Genomic DNA, 20,686 nt, shown 5'->3' on the forward strand with positions numbered 1-20,686 from the left:
GTTACTGTTTTTGGAATTAACGTTGACATATTGTCATTCAGTTTTCAATGTTCATTTTTTATTACCACAAGAATTAATTATACTCGCTATTAACAATAAAGTCAATAACTTTTTTTATTAATTTTTGAAGTGTTTTAATGTTCGTTGATTTGTTTCGCTCAACAAATATATACTATACAGGCATTTATCCATTTTAACAACAGTAAAAATTACACTTTATCCAGTGCGAAAAGCTCTAAAACACTTAATAAACAAACTTTAGTTAATGACAAGAAATAAATAGTTCGTTTATATGTATTATATCGCTTTTAATACCCACTTTAATGCGTTTTAATCACTCAAATAACAAACTTTAAAAAATTTACATTTTTTTAAAACAAATTAAAAAAACGCTATTGCAAATTGAAATATAACCGTTATAGCTATATTTGCTATCAATTTGCTAATAGCGACTCTATGTTTTACATTTCTGTTCTTCCTGCTATTGCTTTAGATAAAGTAACTTCATCAGCATATTCTAAATCTCCACCTACTGAGAGTCCTTGGGCTAACCTAGTGACTTTAATTCCAATAGGTTTCACCAATCTAGATATATACATCGCCGTTGATTCTCCCTCTAAATTAGGATTCATAGCTAATATTAATTCTTTAACCTCATCATCTTTTAATCTATCTATTAATGTCGGTATATTAATATCTTCTGGCCCTATTCCATCCATTGGGGAGATTGAGCCATGTAGTACATGGTAAAGTCCTTTATATTCTCTCATCTTCTCCATCGCAATAACATCTTTATCATCTTCAACTACACATATAACTGAGCGATCACGTTGCTTATCTTCACAAATATAACAAGGGTCATTCTCAGTTATATGACCGCATACACTACAATAAGTAAGCTCACGTTTAACATCTACCAAGGCTTTAGCAAATTGGACTACATCGTCTTCTTTCATATCTAAAGTATGAAATGCCAGACGTTGAGCCGTCTTGGGACCAATGCCTGGCAGTTTCATAAAACTATCTATTAATTTAGATATAGGTTCAGGATAATGCATCTATATTACATTCCCGGAATATTTAAGCCTTGTGTATGCTTACCTAAACGTTCTTGAGTTAATTCGTCAGCTTTATTCATCGCTTCATTCGTTGCTGCTAAAACTAAATCTTGTAGCATTTCGATATCATCTGGATCTACCGCTTCTTCTTTAATTTCAACATCTACAACTTCTTTGTGACCAGTAACTGTAACAGCTACCATGCCACCACCTGCAGTACCAACAATGCGTTCTTCTTTTAATTTTTCTTGCTCTTGAGCCATTTTCTTTTGCATTTTTTGCATTTGTTTCATCATTTGTTGCATATTTCCGCCACCGCGCATAATATCTTTTCCTCCTTGAATGTATCGACATTATCTTTTAATTTATATTTTATTATACATACGTTTATATTTATTGTCATGTATCTCTGTTTCTAGAATCAATTCAACAATCCTATACTCAAATCAAGTTCTTACTATTAATATAACAAAAAGGATTATTCATCTATTAAATGAACAGTTTCTTCACCAAATAAGTCACGGGCTTTCTGCGCTACATCTGTGTCTTGCTTACTTTCTTCACCATTAGTTGGTGTTGTTTGATTATCTTTATCTTGTTGCTTTCTACTATTAATATATTCAGTTCTTACTCTCATCCATTGATCTGAAGGGACGCCCACTACTTCAACATTCTTATTAATGATGTTTCTCACTACATTTTCAATACTAGTTCGTTTTTCATCATCTCTATTAACAATTTCACAGTGTATCTCTTCATCAAACTGAACTAATACGCGTTTTTCACTAGCAGCTACAGGAATTGAGTTTTGTAATAAACTTACCAATGATTTCTTATCATTCTTTTTCGCATAGTCTACTACTTCTAGCCAGTGTTTCTTCAATAGTTGAATATCTTCTTTGTTTGCTTCGTCTAATACTTTAGCAATATTCGTCATTGAGAAAGTACCTTTATTCTGACGTCTGCCACGCGTGTTGGTTTGTGTAGCATGCTGTTTTGAATTTGCTTGAGTGATACCTTGAGCTTTAAGTGTTTTTAGTTCATTTTCTAGTTGTTCCATACGTTGTAACAACACGTCATTATTAGGTTGTGACGCAACTTGTGTTGTCGCAACATTTGTTACAGTGTCAGGCTGTGTTTTCATCATTTCAGCAATTTTTACTAGTAACACTTCAAAGTGCACATTTTGGTTCACACTAAAACGTATCGATACTAAAGTATCGTTAATGATATCAATCATATGATAAAGCGTATCTAAATTAAAATTCATTAGCGCATCGAATTCTGCATGATTATCGACCGTTTTATTCATAATTGTATCGCGAACAAAATAAATCATATCATTAATAAGACGGTTTACTTCTTTTCCTTCTGAAATAAATTGATGATAGCGTGTAAATGCATTTTTAACATTTCCTTCAACAACGTCTTTAAATAATTCATTTAATGCCGCTTCATCCACACTACCCGTTACATCTAATACATCTTGTAGTGTAAGATGCTCATCACCAAATGCGATAGCTTGGTCCATAATACTTAGCGCATCACGCATACCACCTTCAGATGCTTTAGCAATAAACTCAAGGGCTTCATTATCATAATCTAAATGTTGTTCTTCAGCTACAAAGCGCAAGCGATCTGTAATTTGTTCTGTACCTATCGCTTTAAAGTCAAAACGTTGCGCTCGCGAAATAATCGTAGGTGGGATTTTATGTGGTTCAGTTGTAGCAAGAATAAAAATAGCATGTGCCGGTGGTTCTTCGAGTGTTTTTAATAGCGCATTAAACGCACCAGTTGTTAGCATGTGCACCTCATCAATAATATATACTTTATATTTCGACTCACTAGGCGCATATTTAACTTTATCTCTAATGTTTCTAATTTCATCTACACCATTATTACTTGCAGCATCAATCTCAATCACATCGCCATTCGTACCTTGCGTAATGCCTTTACAAATCGCACATTCATTACATGGTTCGCCATCTTGAGGATTTAAACAATTTATTGCTTTAGCAAACACTTTAGCAATACTCGTTTTACCAGTTCCACGAGGGCCACTAAAGATATAGGCATGTGATTGTTTACCTTTGGAAATGGCGTTTCGTAGCGTCTTAGTTACATGTTCTTGCCCCACAACATCCTGAAAGCTTTGGGGTCTAAACATTCGATACAAAGCTTGATAATTCACATCCGCACCTCCGTTAACAATTACTCTACATTATATCACGCATTATCGCCTTAATTTCAATGAATTTATTATGTCATATCTGCGTCTTGCACAATACCATGTGGATAGTCATCCAGTTGATCCCATAGAAATTTAACACGTAACATAGACGCATCTGTTTCTTTTGAGAAAATATGATATTTGTCTGCCGATTCATAACCTAACCCTTCGAAATACTCTGGACAACACCCCACAATGATAGTCGTATAGTGTTGTGATTTCGCGCGTTCTTCAACAGCTTGGACTAAGGCTTTGCCCAACCCTTCATTACGATATGGCTGTTCAACTATAAGGGACGCTAATTCTAGTGCTTTGTAACACTGATTTCCAGCATTCAAATTGATCTCGCTAAGCATGACATGTCCTATAATATCGCCCGATTCATCTTTAGCAATGACTTCGAGTTCATAATTATAATTCGCTGCTTGACGTAATTTTGAAATGAGTGCACGTTGTCTTTGACCAGCACCTTGATGTTTCTCATCATAACTTGATTCTATTCTATTCAAAGTTTCGCTATAATCCATTTCCGTTAATGTACTTAAGAATAATCGCATATTGACACCCCTCTAATGCGTCAAAGTGTTCTTCGTTCGACACTTGGACATATCGCTTTCCCGTTTTTATTTATCTATATTTTATACAAAAAAATGGGAGCAGGACAGAATTCTGTTTAAATTCGTTGTCCCACCCCCTCAAGGATGACTAGAACTGAGAAATGCTTGATTTAAGCGCCTTCTCAATTTAGACAGCTACTGCGAACTCGCAAAGTAGCATCATTACATTATTTATATTACAGGATCTCTTTTAAATTTATGCTAAAAATTTGATTTATTTCGGTTAATTTAACGTATTAAAAAACCGTGCACCTTCGAATCGAGTGTGTATCACAAACGTTACCGAAGTCGACAGCTAAATCTCGGCTACCCTACGGCACATATGAGGATCCACTTAATGCTGCTTCCGTCAGGACCTGACATGATTCATGGGTTCATATTGCATAGGACCGAAATCTTCAAACACTACGTGCTTCGGGCAGACTTCACAAAAACACACCCTCAACAAAGGAATTAAGTCTCGCATAAAGCGGATTTCGAGTACAGGGAACCGCTACCTCCCCACCTAGCACGGTAAGTTTTATAATACTATAAACGTTCTTCCTATTGCAAGTGTAAAGTTTTAATTCTCCATATCATCGACTCAAAAATAGCTTGATACCATCTTATAATTTATGTCGTCTTGAAAATTCTTGGAATTTAAATTCTGTTGCTAAATGCTTCGACACATTATATTGGAATGGCGTTGTGTTATTTAAATAAACGACACTTCTCACTGTTGCAGTATATGGTGGTTGTATTTTACCGAAAACATCATAGGCATTTTCGGTAAAAGGCTCAAACGTAATCGATTTGCTTGAATAGCTGATATCTAATTCTAATTGTGTTTCTAAATATTGATAAATAGAATCTTTTGCTACTGAATTCGTAATGCCCGGAACGATTGAAGCTAAAAAGTAGTCTTCATCTAAAATCTTCACTCTATGATTGATACTTCTTGTACGTACAACATGAATCAGTTCCTCATCACCTTTAAGGTTTAATTGCGCTTTAACATAAGGTACCGAGTTAGCTTTAATCCGCTCGTTAATGCGTACTTCAGTTTCATGTTTCAAACCCAGTTCTTCTTGCACTTCTTTAAAGCTAATTAATTCTGAAAATGGGAACTCCGTAACACCTTGATCAATAACAATAGATCCCTTACCTCTAATTTTTTGAATCATACCATCATTTGCTAACAAGTCCAGTGCTTTTCGAACAGTTTCACGCGATGTGCCATATCGTGTTACCAATTCATGTTCTGACGGAAGTTGTTGTCCATTGGTATATACATCTTCATGTATTTGTTGCTTGAGTTGTTCATATATCGTTATGAATTTTTGTGTTGCCATGTCCTTCTCCATTACATCAATCTATTGAACATCAATGACAATTGCACCAAATGGAGATATTTTACCATTTTCTATTGTGCCATTTTGAATAATAACTGTTCCTTGTCTATTGATGTCTTCAGGTAATTTTACTGCTTCTTTTGAAAAGTTAGCAACCACGAGCCATGTTTGACCATCATAATTTCGACGGTACATGAATAATTGTGGGTGATCCATATATAACGGCTCGATGTCACCATAAGTGATAATATCATGTTCATGACGCAATCGAATCAGTTCGCGATACGTGTGTAGTACGGATGTTTTGTCCTCAATTGCTGCTTCTACGTTAATATATTGCGCATTGTTTGGTATATCAATCCAAGGCGTACCAGAAGTGAAACCTGCTTGCTCACCTGATGTCCATTGAATAGGTGTTCTAGAATTGTCACGTGATTTTTGCCCTAGAATAGTTAAAATTTCACTTTCATCTATACCTTGTTCTTTTAAGTTATCATAGGCATTACGTGACTCAACATCACGATATTGTTGAATAGAATCAAAGTGCGGATCCGTCATACCGATTTCCTCGCCTTGATAAATGTATGGTGTACCTTGCAACATATGCAATGCGATAGCTAACATCTTAGCGCTTGCTTGTCGATTTTCTTCTGTAGAATCATCACCGAAACGAGATACAACGCGTGGTTGATCATGATTGCACCAGAAAATCGCATTCCATCCGCCACCTTCGTATATTCCAACTTGCCAATCCATCAATATTTCTTTTAGTTTTAAAAAGTCTAATTTCGCATTTGACCACTTTTCTCCATCAACATAATCTACTTTTAGATGATGGAAGTTGAAGACACTACTTAATTCTTGTCGGTCAAATTTTGTATATTTGATACAATTATCAATGGTTGTTGATGACATTTCTCCTACCGTCATCATATCTTTATCTCCAAATGTATGACGATTGAGTTCATGTAGATACTCATGTACATGTGGTCCGTCAGTATAAAACTCTTTTCCAATTTTAGGAGAATCCTTAAATTCACCTTTAGAAATAAGATTAATTACATCAAAGCGGAAACCATCTACACCAAATTCAATCCAGTGGTTAACAACATCATATAAAGCCTGTCTCACTGCTTCATTATCCCAATTTAAGTCTGCTTGTGTGACATCGAATAAATGTAAATAATATTCATCTGTCTTCTCGTCGTATTGCCAAGCATTACCACCAAACTTCGATTCCCAATTAGTTGGAGGCCCATCTTGTGATGGTTTAAAGAAATAATAATCACGATACGGATTGTCTTTCGAACGGATCGCTTCTTTAAACCATTCATGTTCTGTAGAGGTATGATTAATAACAATATCTATCATGACTTTTAAGTCTCTCTTATGTGCTTCACTGATTAATGTTTCAAAATCTTCTAGCGTCCCGAAGCGTTCGTTAATTTTCAAGTAATTGCTAATATCATAACCATTATCATTCATCGGTGACTCATAAACAGGTGTTAACCAAATGTAATCAACACCTAAATATTGAATATAGTCTAATTTTTCAATAATTCCTTTTAAATCTCCCTCACCATTACCTGTTGTATCGTTAAATGATTTGGGATAAATTTGATAAACGACAGACTTTTTCCAATCTTTTTGTGCCATGTATACTCACCTTTCACTTATTAATCGTATTAATGCGATTTAAAGGGAGTGGGATAGAATTTTTTCGAATTCGTTATCCCCCCTCCCAGTTTGCTTAACTTGTAAAATTTCTTTGTGAAAATCTCTCTGCAGAGCCCGCCTGCAAGAATGACTAGAACCGAAAAAACTTAATTTAAACGTCCTCTCAGTTCAGTCAGCTACTGCGAAATTGCAAAATAGCATTTTATATTTCAACGTCTTTATTTGTAAATTTATTTAGCTGCTGTTTCTTCAGGGTTTTCAACCATCTTCTTAGCTTTAATTGTTGTAAATCTTGCAAAGACAATTGTCAAAATAGCTGGTATTACCACAGCAAGTAATGTAACTGGCATATAAATAAACCAAAATTCACTATGAATTGAAATGAAGGCTGGAACACCACCTACACCGACACTACCCAATACCTTTTTAGCACCGATAATAGCACCTAAAACGCTTGATGTACAAATAGCAGCAAAGAAAGGTACTTTTAACGGTAAATTCACACCAAACATTGCAGGTTCTGTAACACCTAAAAATGCTGATACACTTGAAGTTAAGGCTAAACCTTCTTCTTTTACCATTTTGCGTCGTCTATAGATAAACCACGCTCCAAACGCTGCCGAACCTTGACAGATATTAGATATTGCAACGATTGGCCATAAATATGTACCGCCCAGTTTGCTTCCCATTAATTGGAAGTCAACTGCCAAGAACATATGGTGTAATCCCGTAATAACAAGTGGTGCATAGAAGAATCCATAAATCGCACCGCCTAACCAACCAGCATGTTCGAAGACAAATTGAACTGCACCAGTAATTCCAGTACCTATCACAAGTGCAATCGGACCAATAATTATAAATGCTAAGAATCCAGTGACCAGTAATGCTACTGGTCCGACAACTAACATTTTAATTGAGTCATGAACAACTTTATTTAGTGCTTTTTCAATGAGTGATAAGACATAGGCTGCAATTAAAACTGGTAAGACTTGGCCTTGATAGTTTAATTGTTTGATTTCAAGCCCAAAAAGATTCCATGTCGGAATATGGCCTTTAGCAATGTCATATTGTGAAACTAACTGTGGATGCATTAGGATAAGTCCAAGTACTAAACCTAATATTGGACTACCACCAAACACTTTCATACTACTCCAACCAATTAACGCTGGTAAAAAGATAAACGCTGTACTTGCGATGACGTTAATAATATTCGATATATCACCCAACTGAGGATATTGTTCAACAAGTGGTTTAGGGCCAAATAATTTTTCCATAGTAAGTAAATTATTAATCCCCATTAAGAGACCTGCTGTAACTAATGCCGGTAAAATCGGAATGAAGATATCTCCCAATAGTTTTATAAGTCGTTGTAAAGGATTGCCCTTTTTCGCTGCAGCAGCTTTAGCCTCATCTTTTGAGGATTCTGCTACACCTGTCTCTTGAATAAATTGTTTATACACTTCGTCCACGGTACCAGGTCCTATAACGATTTGGTATTGATTATCCGCTTTAAATTGACCTTTAACAAGTGCATTATCGTCTAATGCATCTTTATCAACTTTATTGTCATCTTTTAACACTAAACGCAGTCGTGTAACACAGTGCGTTGCAGTTTCAATGTTTTCTTGCCCACCTATTGCTTTGACGATATCCTGCACATCTTTTCTTTTTACAGCCACGCCTTTCACTCCCTTATTTTTAATAACCCAAGTATAGCTTGTCTAGACAAGTTTTGTAAAGGCTTTCATAATATTGTTGAATTTTCATTCTAGAATGGGCGCTAAATGCAATAAAAAAGACAAGTACTCAACATATTAAACATTGAGTACTTGTCTTTTTTATATTTATTAGTCTTGGATTTTAATTATAATGGCGGAGGAAGAGGGATTCGAACCCCCGCGGCCCGTTAAGGCCCTGTCGGTTTTCAAGACCGATCCCTTCAGCCGGACTTGGGTATTCCTCCAATGAACACAATAAATATCATATACCACGGTTCATTGGAAGTCAATCACTTTTATAGTCAAAATGTAAAATTATTCATTTTTATTTTTAGTAAGCGCTTATACGTCATTGAACTTACACGAATACCTTTTGTTTTAAGAAGTGATCTACTGATTGAGCAACGCCACGCCCTTCTTTAATTGCCCAAACTACCAAACTCTGACCTCTTCGCGCATCTCCAGCGGCAAAAATCTTTTCTTTATTAGTACGATAGTCTTTATCGTTGGCGATAATTTTATTTTGTTGTGTCGCAATATCAAATGACCTTGGGACAGTTGGTTCTGTGCCTTCAAAACCGATTGATAAAAGAACTAGATCTGCTGGCCAATGTCTTTCAGTACCATTTACAACAACCATTCCATCTGGTGTTTCTTCTAAAATTTGTGTGTATACACCACGAACATTACCAATGTGATCTACATCGTACCGCATTGTTTGAACACCATAGGCACGCGGTTCTCTACCAAAACGTGCTTCATATTCTTTGTGTGCATAATCCATTTTGAAGACAGGTAATGCCAATGGCCATGACGTATTACTTTCAAATGCGATTTCTTCAGGTGCTTTTGTATATTTGTTGAATTGTACTATTGACTTACAATTCTCACGTAATGCGGTAGCGACACAGTCTGCACCAGTGTCACCAGCACCAATAATGATGACGTTTTTCCCTTTAGCCGTTATTGTTGGTTCATCTATTTCACCATTTAATAACTGAGTCTGTTCAGTTAAATAATCCATAGCAAAGTGTATCCCTTGGCCCATACGCCCTTCTAATGGTAAGTCACGCGCTTTTTGAGCACCCGTACATAAGATAATAGCGTCATACGTCTGCTCTAATGTTTCACGTGATATATCTACACCAATGTTGGTATTCGTCTTAAAGGTAATACCCGCTTCTTTCATTAATGCGATACGACGACGTACAACCTCTTTATCTAATTTCATATTTGGAATACCATACATGAGTAAGCCACCCGCTTCAGCAGCTCTTTCAAACACTGTCACTTGGTAACCCTTATAATTGAGCTCTTCGGCAGCAGTAAGACCGGCTGGCCCGCTTCCTACAATTGCTACAGATTGTTCTAATCGTCGTTTAGGATATTTAGGCTTAACCCACCCGTGTTCATAGGCTTCGTCAATAATCGTACGCTCAATACCTTTAATGGCAACTGATTCACGATTAATTTTCATAACACAAGACTGTTCACAAGGTGCTGGACAGACACGTCCCGTAAATTCAGGAAAATTATTTGTTTCACTCAAACGATGATAGGCAGACTCAAAATCTTGTCGATAAACTAAATCATTCCATTCAGGGATATAGTTACCGATTGGACAACCAATAGTTTCTCTCCCGAAAGGAAGACCTGTTTGACAAAATGGTGTCCCACAGTCCATACATCGTGCACCTTGAATGGACGCTTCTTCACGAGAAAAACGCTGTTGAAAAGCATCATGATGCTTCAAACGATCAACTAAAGACAGTTCAGATAATGATTGCTTTTCATATTTCATAAATCCCTTAAATTCCCCCATCACAGACCACTCCTTTCTTTAATAAATCACTGCTGGTTGTAATTCTTTGGCAATTGCCGTACGGTCATCGTAAAATGCTGCTAGTTTAGCTTCATCTATTTGTAGTAAATTACGATTTTGTAATTCAATTTTTTGCATCATTAGTTCGTAATCTTTTGGAATTACTTTGACAACTTTATCTGCCACATGTGCAAAATCATTTAAAATTGCTGCTGCTTTTGTACTTTGTGTATAGTGGTAGTGCTCTTCTAACATAGCTTTAAGTAACGTTTTCTCCTCATTATGCGTCACTTCCTTAAACGCTAAGGTTGGCAATTGATTCTTATGTTTAAATGATTCAATATCACTTGGGAATACATAACAAACACCACCACTCATGCCTTGACCAAAGTTCTTACCAACATCCCCTAAGTTGACTACATGTCCTCCGGTCATATATTCCAAACCGTGATCACCGATACCTTCGACAACCACATCAACTCCACTATTTCGAATACAGAAGCGTTCGCCAGCGCTACCATTAATAAAGGCTTTACCTTTTGAAGCGCCATAGAAGCATACATTTCCAGCTATAATTTCACGTTCTCGCTGTTTATTTGGCGCTTTAACAACAACTATACCGCCTGATAAACCTTTACCAACGTAATCATTTGCATCACCTGTATGTTGAATTAACAATCCTGACGGTGCGAATGCTGCTAAACTCTGTCCTGCATGTCCCTGCGTTTCAGCTACAATAGTTGCTTCTGGTAAGCCATTAGCACCGTGTTGCTGTGTAATATAGCTTCCTGTAATAACCCCTACATCTCGTTGTTCATTATTAATCACATAGTTCCCTTTAAATACTTTTCCATCCTCAATACTTTGCTTAGCATCTTTATAAAGATAATTTAAATCGAAACCGATATCTAAATGATGATTTTGATTGATTTCTTTTGCATTAGGCCCATCAACTGAATCCAATAACTTTTCGATATCCAATGTTGCTGCTTTCGAACGTTCATCGATTCGACTTGAACGTTGTAATAAATCGGTACGTCCGATCAATTCTTCAACCGTTCTTAATCCTAATGAAGCTAAGACCTCTCTTAACTCTTCAGCAATAAAATGCATAAAGTTAACAACGTGGTCAGCCTTACCTCTAAATAGTGCTCTCAAATCTTTATTCTGTGTCGCAATACCTACTGGGCATGTATCATTATGACAAACACGCATCATGATGCACCCTAAAACAACTAATGGCGCAGTCGCAAATCCAAATTCTTCAGCACCTAATGCACATGCTAATGCCACATCCCTACCCGTCATCAACTTACCATCTGTTTCTAAGCGGACACGGCTACGTAAATGATTTAATTTCAATGTTTGATGTGTTTCAGCTAAGCCAAGTTCCCAAGGCAACCCAGCGTGTTGAATACTTGTCTTAGGCGATGCACCTGTACCTCCGTCATATCCACTCACGACAATTTTATCTGCAAATGCTTTAGCAACACCTGATGCAATGGTTCCGATTCCTGTTTTTGAAACTAATTTAACTGCTACGTCTGCATTTCTATTCGCGTTCTTTAAATCATGAATAAGTTGCCCTAAATATTCAATTGAATAAATATCATGATGAGGCGGTGGTGAAATCAACCCAATACCTGGCGTTGAACCACGTGTTTCAGCGATCCATGGATAAACTTTCGTTCCAGGTAACTGTCCACCTTCACCCGGCTTAGCACCTTGAGCAACTTTAATTTGTAACTCTTTTGCATGTTGTAAGTACTCGCTCGTTACACCAAAACGCCCTGAAGCCACTTGCTTAATCGCACTTGATAACACACTTCCATCCGCTTGAATTTCATACCGTTTGGGATTTTCGCCACCTTCACCACTGTTACTTTTACCACCAAGACGATTCATGGCTTGGGCCAATGTTTGATGCGCTTCTTCAGAAATAGAACCGTAACTCATCGCACCTGTATTAAAACGTTTAACAATAGTTTCTACTGGCTCAACCTCACTAATATGAACCGGTTGCTGTGCTTTAAATTCTAATAAATCACGTAAATGATCGTTTCTTTGATCATGTACAGCATTAGAAAAAGCTTTAAACTGTGTATAGTCATTCTCACGACATGCATGTTGTAACATGTGTATGGTTGTAGGATTAAATACGTGATGTTGACCTTGTTGGCGCCACTGGAAGACACTTCCCGAATCAAGGTACTCATTATGTCTTTGTTGACGCATTTTATTCTCAACGTCAATTTGTTGAATACTTAACCCTGATAATTTAGATTGTGTTCCAGTAAAATAAGCATCAATTACATCTTGGGATAAACCAACCGCTTCAAAGATTTGAGCCCCTTGATAACTTTGAACAGTTGAGATACCCATTTTCGCCATCACCTTAATAACACCTTCTGATAGAACACGTGTGTAAGTTTCAACATTATCTGAAATCGTGCCTTCTAAACGATGTGTTTCAGTTAAATGGGCAATGGTTTGTTGTGCTAAATATGGAATGACCGCATTCGCACCATATCCTAATAAACATGCCACATGGTGTACCTCACGCGTTTCACCAGATAGCGCTACTAAGCTCGTATCCATGCGTAAGCCTTCTCTTATCAATAACTGATGAATATGACTGATAGCCAGAAGTATTGGCATAGCGTAGCATTGTTTCGATGCTCCATCCTCGATATGACAATCAATGAGTTCACTATCATCTAGGACTAATATCGTATAACCTTCTCGTGTAGCTTGTATCGCAGCGTCACCTAATCTTTCCAATGCCGCTTCAAGATGATCTTGATATAGTGTAGACAAGTGTTTCACGTTAAACTTACTTTGTTTAATCCTATTGAGTTGCGTTAAAGTCAGGACCGGTTTCGCTAATTGAATACGATCCAATACCGTTTCATCCGGATGGAATAAGTTACCTTCTCCATCTAAATATGATAATTCACTCGTTACAATCTTTTCACGATAGGCATCAATAGGCGGATTGGTTACTTGTGCAAATAACTGTTTAAAGTAATTAAATAATGATTCTGGTCTCTCGTTTAATACGGCAAGTGGTGCATCATACCCCATCGCACCGATTGGATCTTTCTTACCTTTCACTAACTCAGCCATATATTTATATATATCTTCTTTGGTATATCCAAATTGACGTTGTAACTTAAATATTATCTTGTGATTCAATGAAGGCTGGCGATAGGTTTGCGCTTCTAATTGTAAATCTATTTTATTGTTATCTAACCACTTCTTATAAGGATATTGACTGGCAATACGCGCTTTCAACTCATTATTTTCAATCACTTGACGTGACTCAAAATCTACAAGAAGTAACTTTCCAGGATTAAGTTGTCCTTTGTAAGCAACATTGTCTTCTGGTACATCCACAACACCTACTTCAGATGAAAAGACAATAAAATTATCTTTTGTAATTGTATAGCGACCTGGTCGTAATCCATTACGGTCAGTTAATGCACCAATTTTATCTCCATTACAGAACGAAATCATCGTTGGACCATCCCATGGTTCCATCAAATAACTATAAAACTCATAGAACGCACGAACATTCGCATCATTTTCTTTGTTATATAACCATGGTTCAGGGATAAGCAACATCGCAGCTTCTTCAGGTTCCATTGCCAATGATAGAAATTCTAGCGCATTGTCTACAATTGCTGAATCACTTCCATCTTCATCAACAATGTTCTGTATTTTACTATGCTCTTCGCCAAATAATGTTTGAATTAATTGTCTTTGACGTGCTCTCATCCAATTCACATTACCTTTAATTGTGTTGATTTCACCATTATGCATTAATAAACGATTGGGATGTGCACGTTTCCAACTCGGAAAAGTGTTTGTACTAAATCTTGAATGTACTAAACCTAGCTTAGATTGATAATCTTCATGATTTAAATCTAAATATAATTTTTTAATTTGATCTGAGCGTAACCACCCCTTATATACAATCGTCTTGTGGGATAAGCTTGTAAAATAAAGACCTAAGTCGTGCTGTTCTGCATATTGCTCTATTTGCTTTCTTGCAATATATAATGGTTTAACCGGCGTTACAACTGATCGAATATCTATAAACACTTGTTGAATGTGTGGCATTGTAGATGCAACATGAGGCGCTATGGCGTTGACATCAACAGGTACATCTCGATAGCCAATTACTTTTAGGCCTTCACTTTGAAAGTAATGATTAAATTGCGATTCGTGTGTCGTACCTTGTATCTTTTCGTTAGAGAAAAAAAGACCTACCGCATAATCGCCCTCATTAGGTAAGTCTAAATCGACATGTGCTTCAAAAAATTGAAATGGTATTTCGGTCATAATACCTGCACCATCACCTGTTATACCATCTGCACCAACACCACCACGATGGTCAAGTCGACGTAACATTTCAAGTGATTTTTCAATAATATCGTGCGACCTTAAATTATTCATGTTTGCGTAGAAGCCAATACCGCATGCATCATGTTCCTCACGGTAATCATATAATCCTCTTTTTAATCTTTCATCAAACATGATGCCCACTCCTTTTGAGAATTTTCAGAAAATTTACTGTTAATAATAATTAATATAATGTAAAATATTTATCTGAACAATATATTAATTAGATGACTTAATTCTAAAAATTAGAACAATCGACAATAAAATGTTATGCGCACAGTAGAAAGGAGCATTCATTTGGAAATTAAACAATTAAAATATTTCGTAGAAGTTGCACGTCGAGAACATCTCTCTGAAGCAGCACTCGAGTTGAATATTGCCCAATCTGCAATAAGTCGACAAATCACATTGTTAGAACAAGAACTACAAGTTACTTTATTTAATAGACAAGGGCGAAACATCCATTTAACATCTCATGGTAAAGCATTACTCACTCAGGCGACTCAGATTTTGGAGCAATTAGACGAAACAGTAGCGTTATTTCAACAAACTAATCACAAAAATGCGCGCATACTTAATATTGGGTTTGAAGAGAGCTATATTTCTCAAATGATTACTGCAATCATTCAAGCGTTTGAGCGCCAATATGATAGCATAATTGTTCCTCATATGATGTCACCATCTGAGATTTCTGAAGCGCTATATACTGGTAAAATTGATATTGGATTGGTCGAAATAAACACGGCTCTTCAGAAGAACGCTAATTTATCACTCAAACCATTATTTGAAGAAACATACCATGTTTATGTGCCTAAAGATGATGTGATTGCTTTATCTATAAATCCGCCACTAACTCAACTAGCTGAAACACAACTATTTACTTTGAAACCTTTAGCAACAACTATAGAAAACCGTTTACAACATACTTTAAAGTTACCAATTCATATCATTGGAACGAAATCCCTAGCACACTATTTACTTAAACATCACCGTGGCTATGTCATCTTGCCTGATTATTTAACGTTGGAGAATGAGATGGAGGCATTATGTGATATATCATTAGCGCATACAGAATTAAAACGCTCCTTTTGCGTCGCCTTCAAAAAAGATAATAAAAAAGTAGATATTCTCAATTTATCGAATTTAATACATCAACTTCTAAGTAAAGTGTCGACATACCATTAACAGTATGAGGTGATATGTCATAATTCAAATAGCTACTATTTGAATAATACAGTTGAGGAGCGTATAATCACTCTGACTTATTAAAGCGTAGAATTTCGAGTTATAAATGAGGGTTAAATATAATGAATGCACAAAATCGCAACTATTTTAGTCATCGTATAATGAATTACATTATTGTAATTATCGGCTTATTTATCATCGGCGCCTTTATTTTTACGTTTTTCAATGCACGTTTCTATAACACCCCTATCGGTAAAGTGACACATGTAGAAACGAGTAACGCTCACAAAGTCGTTGATGAACAACATAATACCGACTTCAAATACAAACAACATTTAACAATAGAAATATTAAATGGTAAATATAAAGGTGAATCTACCACAATAGATAATACCTATGTCAAATCGCAAGCAGATTCAGAGCACTTTAGTAAAAATAATAAGGTCTTAATGCATATTCAAAACAGCCCGAAAGATGCAACGATCTTAGAAAAAAAACGCGATAGTCTTTCTGTAGCAATTGTAGGTATATTTATTATGTCCTTACTACTAGTTGGACGTAATGTAGGTTTACAGTCTATCCTGTCACTTATCTTTAACACTGGTGCTATTTTAATAGCTATTGCAATCCATGATAAACATCCATCTACTAACCTATTCATTCTAATGAGTGTGGCAATCGTGCTGTCTACCATTGTCACGCTATTGCTCGTAACCGGTTGGCATATGCGCACTTGGATCACAACAATCGGTACGTTATTAGGTACATTTTTATGTATTGGTATCACTCAAATCATTATTCAATTAACCAATGGAGCTGGTATTAAATATGAAACAATGAGTTTTCTAACATTACCACCTAAAGATATATTCTTAGCATCCGTGCTTATTGGATCTTTAGGCGCTGTAATGGATGTCGCCATTACAATATCAAGTGGTATGTATGAAATCTTACAACGTACGCCTAACATTTCTTTATCGCGTTGGGCTCTAGCAGGTCGTAATATAGGACAGGATATTATGGGAACTATGACAAATATTTTACTTTTCTCCTACTTATCAGGAAGTTTGCCAATGTTCCTAATTTATTTAAAAAATGCTAACACATTTACATATACGATTTCGATGAATTGGTCTTTAGAAATCGCTCGTGCTATAACAGGTGGTATTGGTATCGTACTCACGATTCCAATTACGATTAGTCTGATGGTTATGTGGATGAAATGGAAGGGTGTGACAAGATGAATGCAGTCGTCCTACTAGCACTAATTTTATTTATTTTAATGCTTATTTTCGGCGGTAAAAAAGGATTAGTTTCATACTTAACGTTATTCCTAAACTTTATGATCTTACTAATCAGTATTGTGTTCATTTTATTTGGAACACCTATTTATTTAGTTTCATTAATATTTTGTATCGTCATTGCTGCTTGTAACTTGTTTATTTTAAATAGTTACAATATTAAAACCAAGGCTGCTTTTATTGCTACAATATTAACTACGATATTATTAATATTAGGCATTTATTTATCTATAAGTATTGGCCATCTACAAGGGTTTACTACGGAACAACAAGATGAAACCTATATTTTTTCAATGAATATCGGTATCGATATGGTTCAATTCTCAGTATTTACGGTTGTTTTAGCTGTTATTGCAGCTGTCATTGACTTAACGATAACAATAAGTTCGCCTATGTATGAGCTCAATGAAACCAATCCTAATCTTTCACGCAAGGCATTGTTCCAATCAGGTATGCGTGTAGGGAGAGAAATTTTAGCAACTTCTGCCAATACAATATATTTAGCTTATTTTGGAGGTCAATTAACACTATTCTTTTGGTTTTTCCAATTACATTATTCTTTTGGACACATTATTAACTCAAAGATATTTGCGCAAGAATTCATTTCTATCTTACTCGGTGGAATTGCTGTAGCGATTAGTATCCCTATCACAGCGTGGATTACTGCATTATTAATTAAGCATCCTAAATTGAGTGGAAAGCCTTCACAAGAAGTTTCACAAACTTCAGAGCAAAACATCAATCATTAAATTGATAAAACAACAAGTGCCATACAATCTTGAAATAAGTTATCGAGATTGGGACAGAAGCCTTTATGAATGCCTTGTCCTACCTCATTTATTTCATATTGATTGTAATGGCACTTTTTTAATGCGCACATTTATAAAAGCTATATGTTCAAATTCATAATATAAACTGGTCGACCTTCTAAAAGTGTCTCTCCAGTTATTGAATATTTGGCTTGTTTATACAACGCCATCGCTTTGTCATTGTCAGTATTTACAGTCAACACTATTTCATTAATATAGGGAAACATTGCTTTTATATAGCTTGGTAGTTGTTGAATCACAGCTTTTCCAACACCTTGACCACGATATCGTGCATCTACACTAAATGAACGGAAAAATATAGCATCTTGATGATTACTATACGGTTTAACCCCTTGACCTTCATGCAATGTAAAGAAACCCACACATTGATCATTTAACATAACAAGTGTTGGATGACGCTCATTGTCCCCTTTAGCCGATGCAATATTATCATTAGGCGTTCGAGTGAATTTTCTATCTTCTGCTAATATTTCAAACGCATTTAATAGTGGTTGATCGTGAATCGAATATGGTCGTATTTCCATTTTCTCCCTACTTTCTCTCTGAAAAGGTCTCAATCCATTTTATAACAGCTGGTGCGATTAAGGTTGTATCAGATTTATCGAACCAACGAATATCTGTAATTTCATTATCAATTTTCACACTATCCCAATCAATTTTCTGTTGAACTTTAAATCCATTTAGTTCCGTTAACGTATTCTTTTGTGGGTAAGCATCCCCAACAACTGTACCTAAATATGTAAAGTCACTTTGTTCAAACGCCAATTGTAATTCCTCTTTAACTTCTCGTTGTATCGCTTCTAATTGCGTTTCACCCGCATCGATTTTACCACCCGGGAAATAATATTTTTCTCTATTTCTTACTTGTACTAATAAGATTTGGTCATCTGTTTCTTCCACTAAGCAAACACATTTGATCATACCTGCACACCTTTTCTATTAAATGTTTTGTACTTCAAAAATATATGTTAATTTAGTATGATGTTAACATATATTAATATACTAAATGTCCGTTTAGTGACATTTTGATATTCGGAGGGTATTATTCATGGCAAAGAAATCAAAATTAACACGCGTTTCAAATTTAGTAAGTACTGCAGGCTTTATCGTTGATGGTTACAACGGTATTAAATTTGATGCAAAAAATAAAAACCTAGTTTATTTATCTTTAGGCCTAAGTACAGTGGGTACACTTTTAGATTTCGTAGTATCAATGAAATCTCCTTACAAATTCCGTAAGTTATTCTCATTCGTTTCATTCATTATTAATGTTACACGCTTAGCTTCAAGTTTCAGAAAAGTTAAAGAAGATTATCAATTTCAATAAAATAAAAGGACTGGGTCAGAATTCTTATTGAATTCGTCTTCCCAGCCCTGCAAGGATGACTTGAGTTGAGAAACGCTTCATTGAAGCGCCTTCTCAATTCAGTCAGCTACTGTAATTTGGCTACATAGCCAAATTATTATTTTTGTTTCAAGCTTTCTAATGAATGAATTTATAATTACGTACTTGGTACGCAGGAATTGTACGATATGTTAGAACACCTGGACCAGCACTAAAGTTCATTTCTGAAACTAAAATACTACCATTACTATTTACGCGCTCTACAAAAGCCACATGGCCGTAATAACCAGCATCTGATTGTGCAATTGAACCTACTGTTGGATTGCTATCAATGCGATATCCATCTCTAGCTGCCGCATTATCCCAATTATTTGCATTCCACCAATACGTACTGATTCCTTTTCCAATAGCAGCACGACGATTAAATACATGCCGAGTACATTGTCCCCAGTCATATAAGTTACTATGGTTAAATACTGGTGATGAATAGTAAGTTGATTGCGTTGAACGTGTTGTATACGTGTTTGAAGAAGCTGAACCACTCACTCTTAATGTTTGACCAGGATAAATAAAGAAATTATTCAATCCATTTAATTTCATAATATGTTGATATGTTGTACCATATCGGCTAGCAATAGATGACAGTGAGTCACCATAACGTACTGTATAAGTGCTTGATGATGCACCTGAATTTGAATTATAACTTGATTGAGAATTTGAGCTAGCAGAACCTGATACTTTTAATTGTTGACCAGGGAAGATTAAAAAACTATTTAATCCATTTAAATTCATAATATGACGATATGTTGTACCATATCGGCTAGCAATAGATGATAAACTATCCCCTGCTCTCACAGTATATGTACTACTTGAATTACCGTAATTTGAACGACTTGAATAATTAGAAGATCCTGATACTTTTAATACTTGGTTTGGAAAAATAAGATTTGATGATAAGCCATTTAATGATTTTAATTTAGATACAGTGATACCATAATGGTTTGAAATAGACCATAAAGATTCACCACTTCGAACTGTGTGCGTTGTTGATGCTTCAGCTTGATGAGCAAATAGTGTACTAAGTGCTCCTGTCCCTAATACTGCTGTTGCTAGAATTTTTTTATTCATACAAAGCGCCTCCTTAATCTTATGCTTGCTCATTGGGTTA

At 35.8% G+C, this 20,686-nt stretch carries 16 protein-coding genes, 1 tRNA gene and 1 other RNA gene; 4 read left to right on the forward strand and 14 right to left on the reverse strand.

Going from position 1 to position 20,686, the window contains the following annotated elements:
• Positions 1-461 precede the first annotated feature (461 nt).
• From recR to gltB, 11 genes are all read right to left on the reverse strand, one after another.
• Positions 462-1,058 carry a recombination mediator RecR gene (gene recR, locus KA858_RS04855; RefSeq protein WP_053030221.1) on the reverse strand — a complete coding sequence of 199 codons (597 nt, stop codon included), beginning with the start codon at positions 1,056-1,058 and terminating at the stop codon, positions 462-464.
• Between the two features lie 5 nt (positions 1,059-1,063).
• Positions 1,064-1,381, reverse strand: a complete 318-nt coding sequence (locus KA858_RS04860; RefSeq protein ID WP_001213992.1) for a YbaB/EbfC family nucleoid-associated protein — start codon at positions 1,379-1,381, stop codon at positions 1,064-1,066.
• A 155-nt stretch (positions 1,382-1,536) separates the two neighbouring features.
• Entirely contained in the window at positions 1,537-3,249 is a 1,713-nt protein-coding gene (dnaX, locus tag KA858_RS04865; RefSeq protein ID WP_210125840.1) for a DNA polymerase III subunit gamma/tau, read from the reverse strand.
• Between the two features lie 68 nt (positions 3,250-3,317).
• On the reverse strand, positions 3,318-3,845 hold the full coding sequence (locus KA858_RS04870; protein ID WP_210125838.1) for a GNAT family N-acetyltransferase: 528 nt from the start codon (positions 3,843-3,845) through the stop codon (positions 3,318-3,320).
• A gap of 304 nt (positions 3,846-4,149) precedes the next feature.
• Positions 4,150-4,419, reverse strand: an RNA gene (ffs, locus tag KA858_RS04875) — signal recognition particle sRNA large type.
• Between the two features lie 91 nt (positions 4,420-4,510).
• Positions 4,511-5,236, reverse strand: a complete 726-nt coding sequence (gene treR / locus KA858_RS04880) for a trehalose operon repressor (protein WP_210125836.1) — start codon at positions 5,234-5,236, stop codon at positions 4,511-4,513.
• A gap of 21 nt (positions 5,237-5,257) precedes the next feature.
• On the reverse strand, positions 5,258-6,892 hold the full coding sequence (gene treC, locus KA858_RS04885) for an alpha,alpha-phosphotrehalase (RefSeq protein WP_210135156.1): 1,635 nt from the start codon (positions 6,890-6,892) through the stop codon (positions 5,258-5,260).
• A gap of 251 nt (positions 6,893-7,143) precedes the next feature.
• Positions 7,144-8,592: a PTS system trehalose-specific EIIBC component gene (gene treP / locus KA858_RS04890; protein WP_107630193.1), complete on the reverse strand. Its 1,449-nt coding sequence runs from the start codon at positions 8,590-8,592 to the stop codon at positions 7,144-7,146.
• 191 nt (positions 8,593-8,783) lie between these two features.
• A tRNA-Ser gene (locus tag KA858_RS04895) sits at positions 8,784-8,876 on the reverse strand.
• 113 nt (positions 8,877-8,989) lie between these two features.
• Positions 8,990-10,453, reverse strand: coding sequence for a glutamate synthase subunit beta (locus KA858_RS04900; protein ID WP_210125832.1), 1,464 nt, complete (start codon positions 10,451-10,453; stop codon positions 8,990-8,992).
• 18 nt (positions 10,454-10,471) lie between these two features.
• On the reverse strand, positions 10,472-14,992 hold the full coding sequence (gene gltB / locus KA858_RS04905; RefSeq protein ID WP_210135157.1) for a glutamate synthase large subunit: 4,521 nt from the start codon (positions 14,990-14,992) through the stop codon (positions 10,472-10,474).
• Between the two features lie 162 nt (positions 14,993-15,154).
• Between gltB and gltC the strand changes: the two genes are divergently transcribed.
• From gltC to KA858_RS04920, 3 genes are all read left to right on the forward strand, one after another.
• Entirely contained in the window at positions 15,155-16,042 is an 888-nt protein-coding gene (gltC, locus tag KA858_RS04910) for a glutamate biosynthesis transcriptional regulator GltC (protein WP_210125828.1), read from the forward strand.
• A gap of 161 nt (positions 16,043-16,203) precedes the next feature.
• Positions 16,204-17,286 (forward strand): YibE/F family protein, encoded by a 1,083-nt coding sequence (locus KA858_RS04915; RefSeq protein ID WP_481906425.1) that lies wholly within the window; start codon positions 16,204-16,206, stop codon positions 17,284-17,286.
• A complete protein-coding gene (locus tag KA858_RS04920; RefSeq protein WP_210125824.1) occupies positions 17,283-18,092 on the forward strand; it encodes a YibE/F family protein in 810 nt (269 codons plus the stop codon). Before KA858_RS04915 ends, KA858_RS04920 begins: the two co-directional genes overlap by 4 nt.
• 140 nt (positions 18,093-18,232) lie before the next feature.
• Here KA858_RS04920 and KA858_RS04925 read toward each other — a convergent pair whose 3' ends face one another.
• Positions 18,233-18,697, reverse strand: coding sequence for a GNAT family N-acetyltransferase (locus tag KA858_RS04925; RefSeq protein ID WP_210125822.1), 465 nt, complete (start codon positions 18,695-18,697; stop codon positions 18,233-18,235).
• Positions 18,698-18,704: 7 nt separating this feature from the next.
• Positions 18,705-19,094 carry an NUDIX hydrolase gene (locus tag KA858_RS04930; protein WP_210125820.1) on the reverse strand — a complete coding sequence of 130 codons (390 nt, stop codon included), beginning with the start codon at positions 19,092-19,094 and terminating at the stop codon, positions 18,705-18,707.
• Between the two features lie 127 nt (positions 19,095-19,221).
• On the opposite strand from KA858_RS04930, the gene KA858_RS04935 reads away from it, so the two are divergent.
• A complete protein-coding gene (locus KA858_RS04935; protein ID WP_053030234.1) occupies positions 19,222-19,500 on the forward strand; it encodes a hypothetical protein in 279 nt (92 codons plus the stop codon).
• 156 nt (positions 19,501-19,656) lie between these two features.
• Here the strand turns inward: KA858_RS04935 and KA858_RS04940 are convergent, their stop codons facing one another.
• Entirely contained in the window at positions 19,657-20,646 is a 990-nt protein-coding gene (locus tag KA858_RS04940) for a LysM peptidoglycan-binding domain-containing protein (protein WP_210125818.1), read from the reverse strand.
• Positions 20,647-20,686 lie beyond the last annotated feature (40 nt).

Source organism: Staphylococcus sp. GDX8P80P (genome assembly GCF_017893095.1).
Lineage (GTDB): Bacteria > Bacillota > Bacilli > Staphylococcales > Staphylococcaceae > Staphylococcus > Staphylococcus borealis.

Coding starts and splice junctions, on each gene's coding strand:
- recR (WP_053030221.1), bottom strand. CDS start 1,058: ATGCATTATCCTGAACCTATATCTAAATTAATAGATAGTTTTATGAAA.
- KA858_RS04860 (WP_001213992.1), bottom strand. CDS start 1,381: ATGCGCGGTGGCGGAAATATGCAACAAATGATGAAACAAATGCAAAAA.
- KA858_RS04870 (WP_210125838.1), bottom strand. CDS start 3,845: ATGCGATTATTCTTAAGTACATTAACGGAAATGGATTATAGCGAAACT.
- treR (WP_210125836.1), bottom strand. CDS start 5,236: ATGGCAACACAAAAATTCATAACGATATATGAACAACTCAAGCAACAA.
- treC (WP_210135156.1), bottom strand. CDS start 6,892: ATGGCACAAAAAGATTGGAAAAAGTCTGTCGTTTATCAAATTTATCCC.
- KA858_RS04900 (WP_210125832.1), bottom strand. CDS start 10,453: ATGGGGGAATTTAAGGGATTTATGAAATATGAAAAGCAATCATTATCT.
- gltB (WP_210135157.1), bottom strand. CDS start 14,992: ATGTTTGATGAAAGATTAAAAAGAGGATTATATGATTACCGTGAGGAA.
- KA858_RS04915 (WP_481906425.1), top strand. CDS start 16,204: ATGAATTACATTATTGTAATTATCGGCTTATTTATCATCGGCGCCTTT.
- KA858_RS04920 (WP_210125824.1), top strand. CDS start 17,283: ATGAATGCAGTCGTCCTACTAGCACTAATTTTATTTATTTTAATGCTT.
- KA858_RS04925 (WP_210125822.1), bottom strand. CDS start 18,697: ATGGAAATACGACCATATTCGATTCACGATCAACCACTATTAAATGCG.
- KA858_RS04930 (WP_210125820.1), bottom strand. CDS start 19,094: ATGATCAAATGTGTTTGCTTAGTGGAAGAAACAGATGACCAAATCTTA.
- KA858_RS04935 (WP_053030234.1), top strand. CDS start 19,222: ATGGCAAAGAAATCAAAATTAACACGCGTTTCAAATTTAGTAAGTACT.
- KA858_RS04940 (WP_210125818.1), bottom strand. CDS start 20,646: ATGAATAAAAAAATTCTAGCAACAGCAGTATTAGGGACAGGAGCACTT.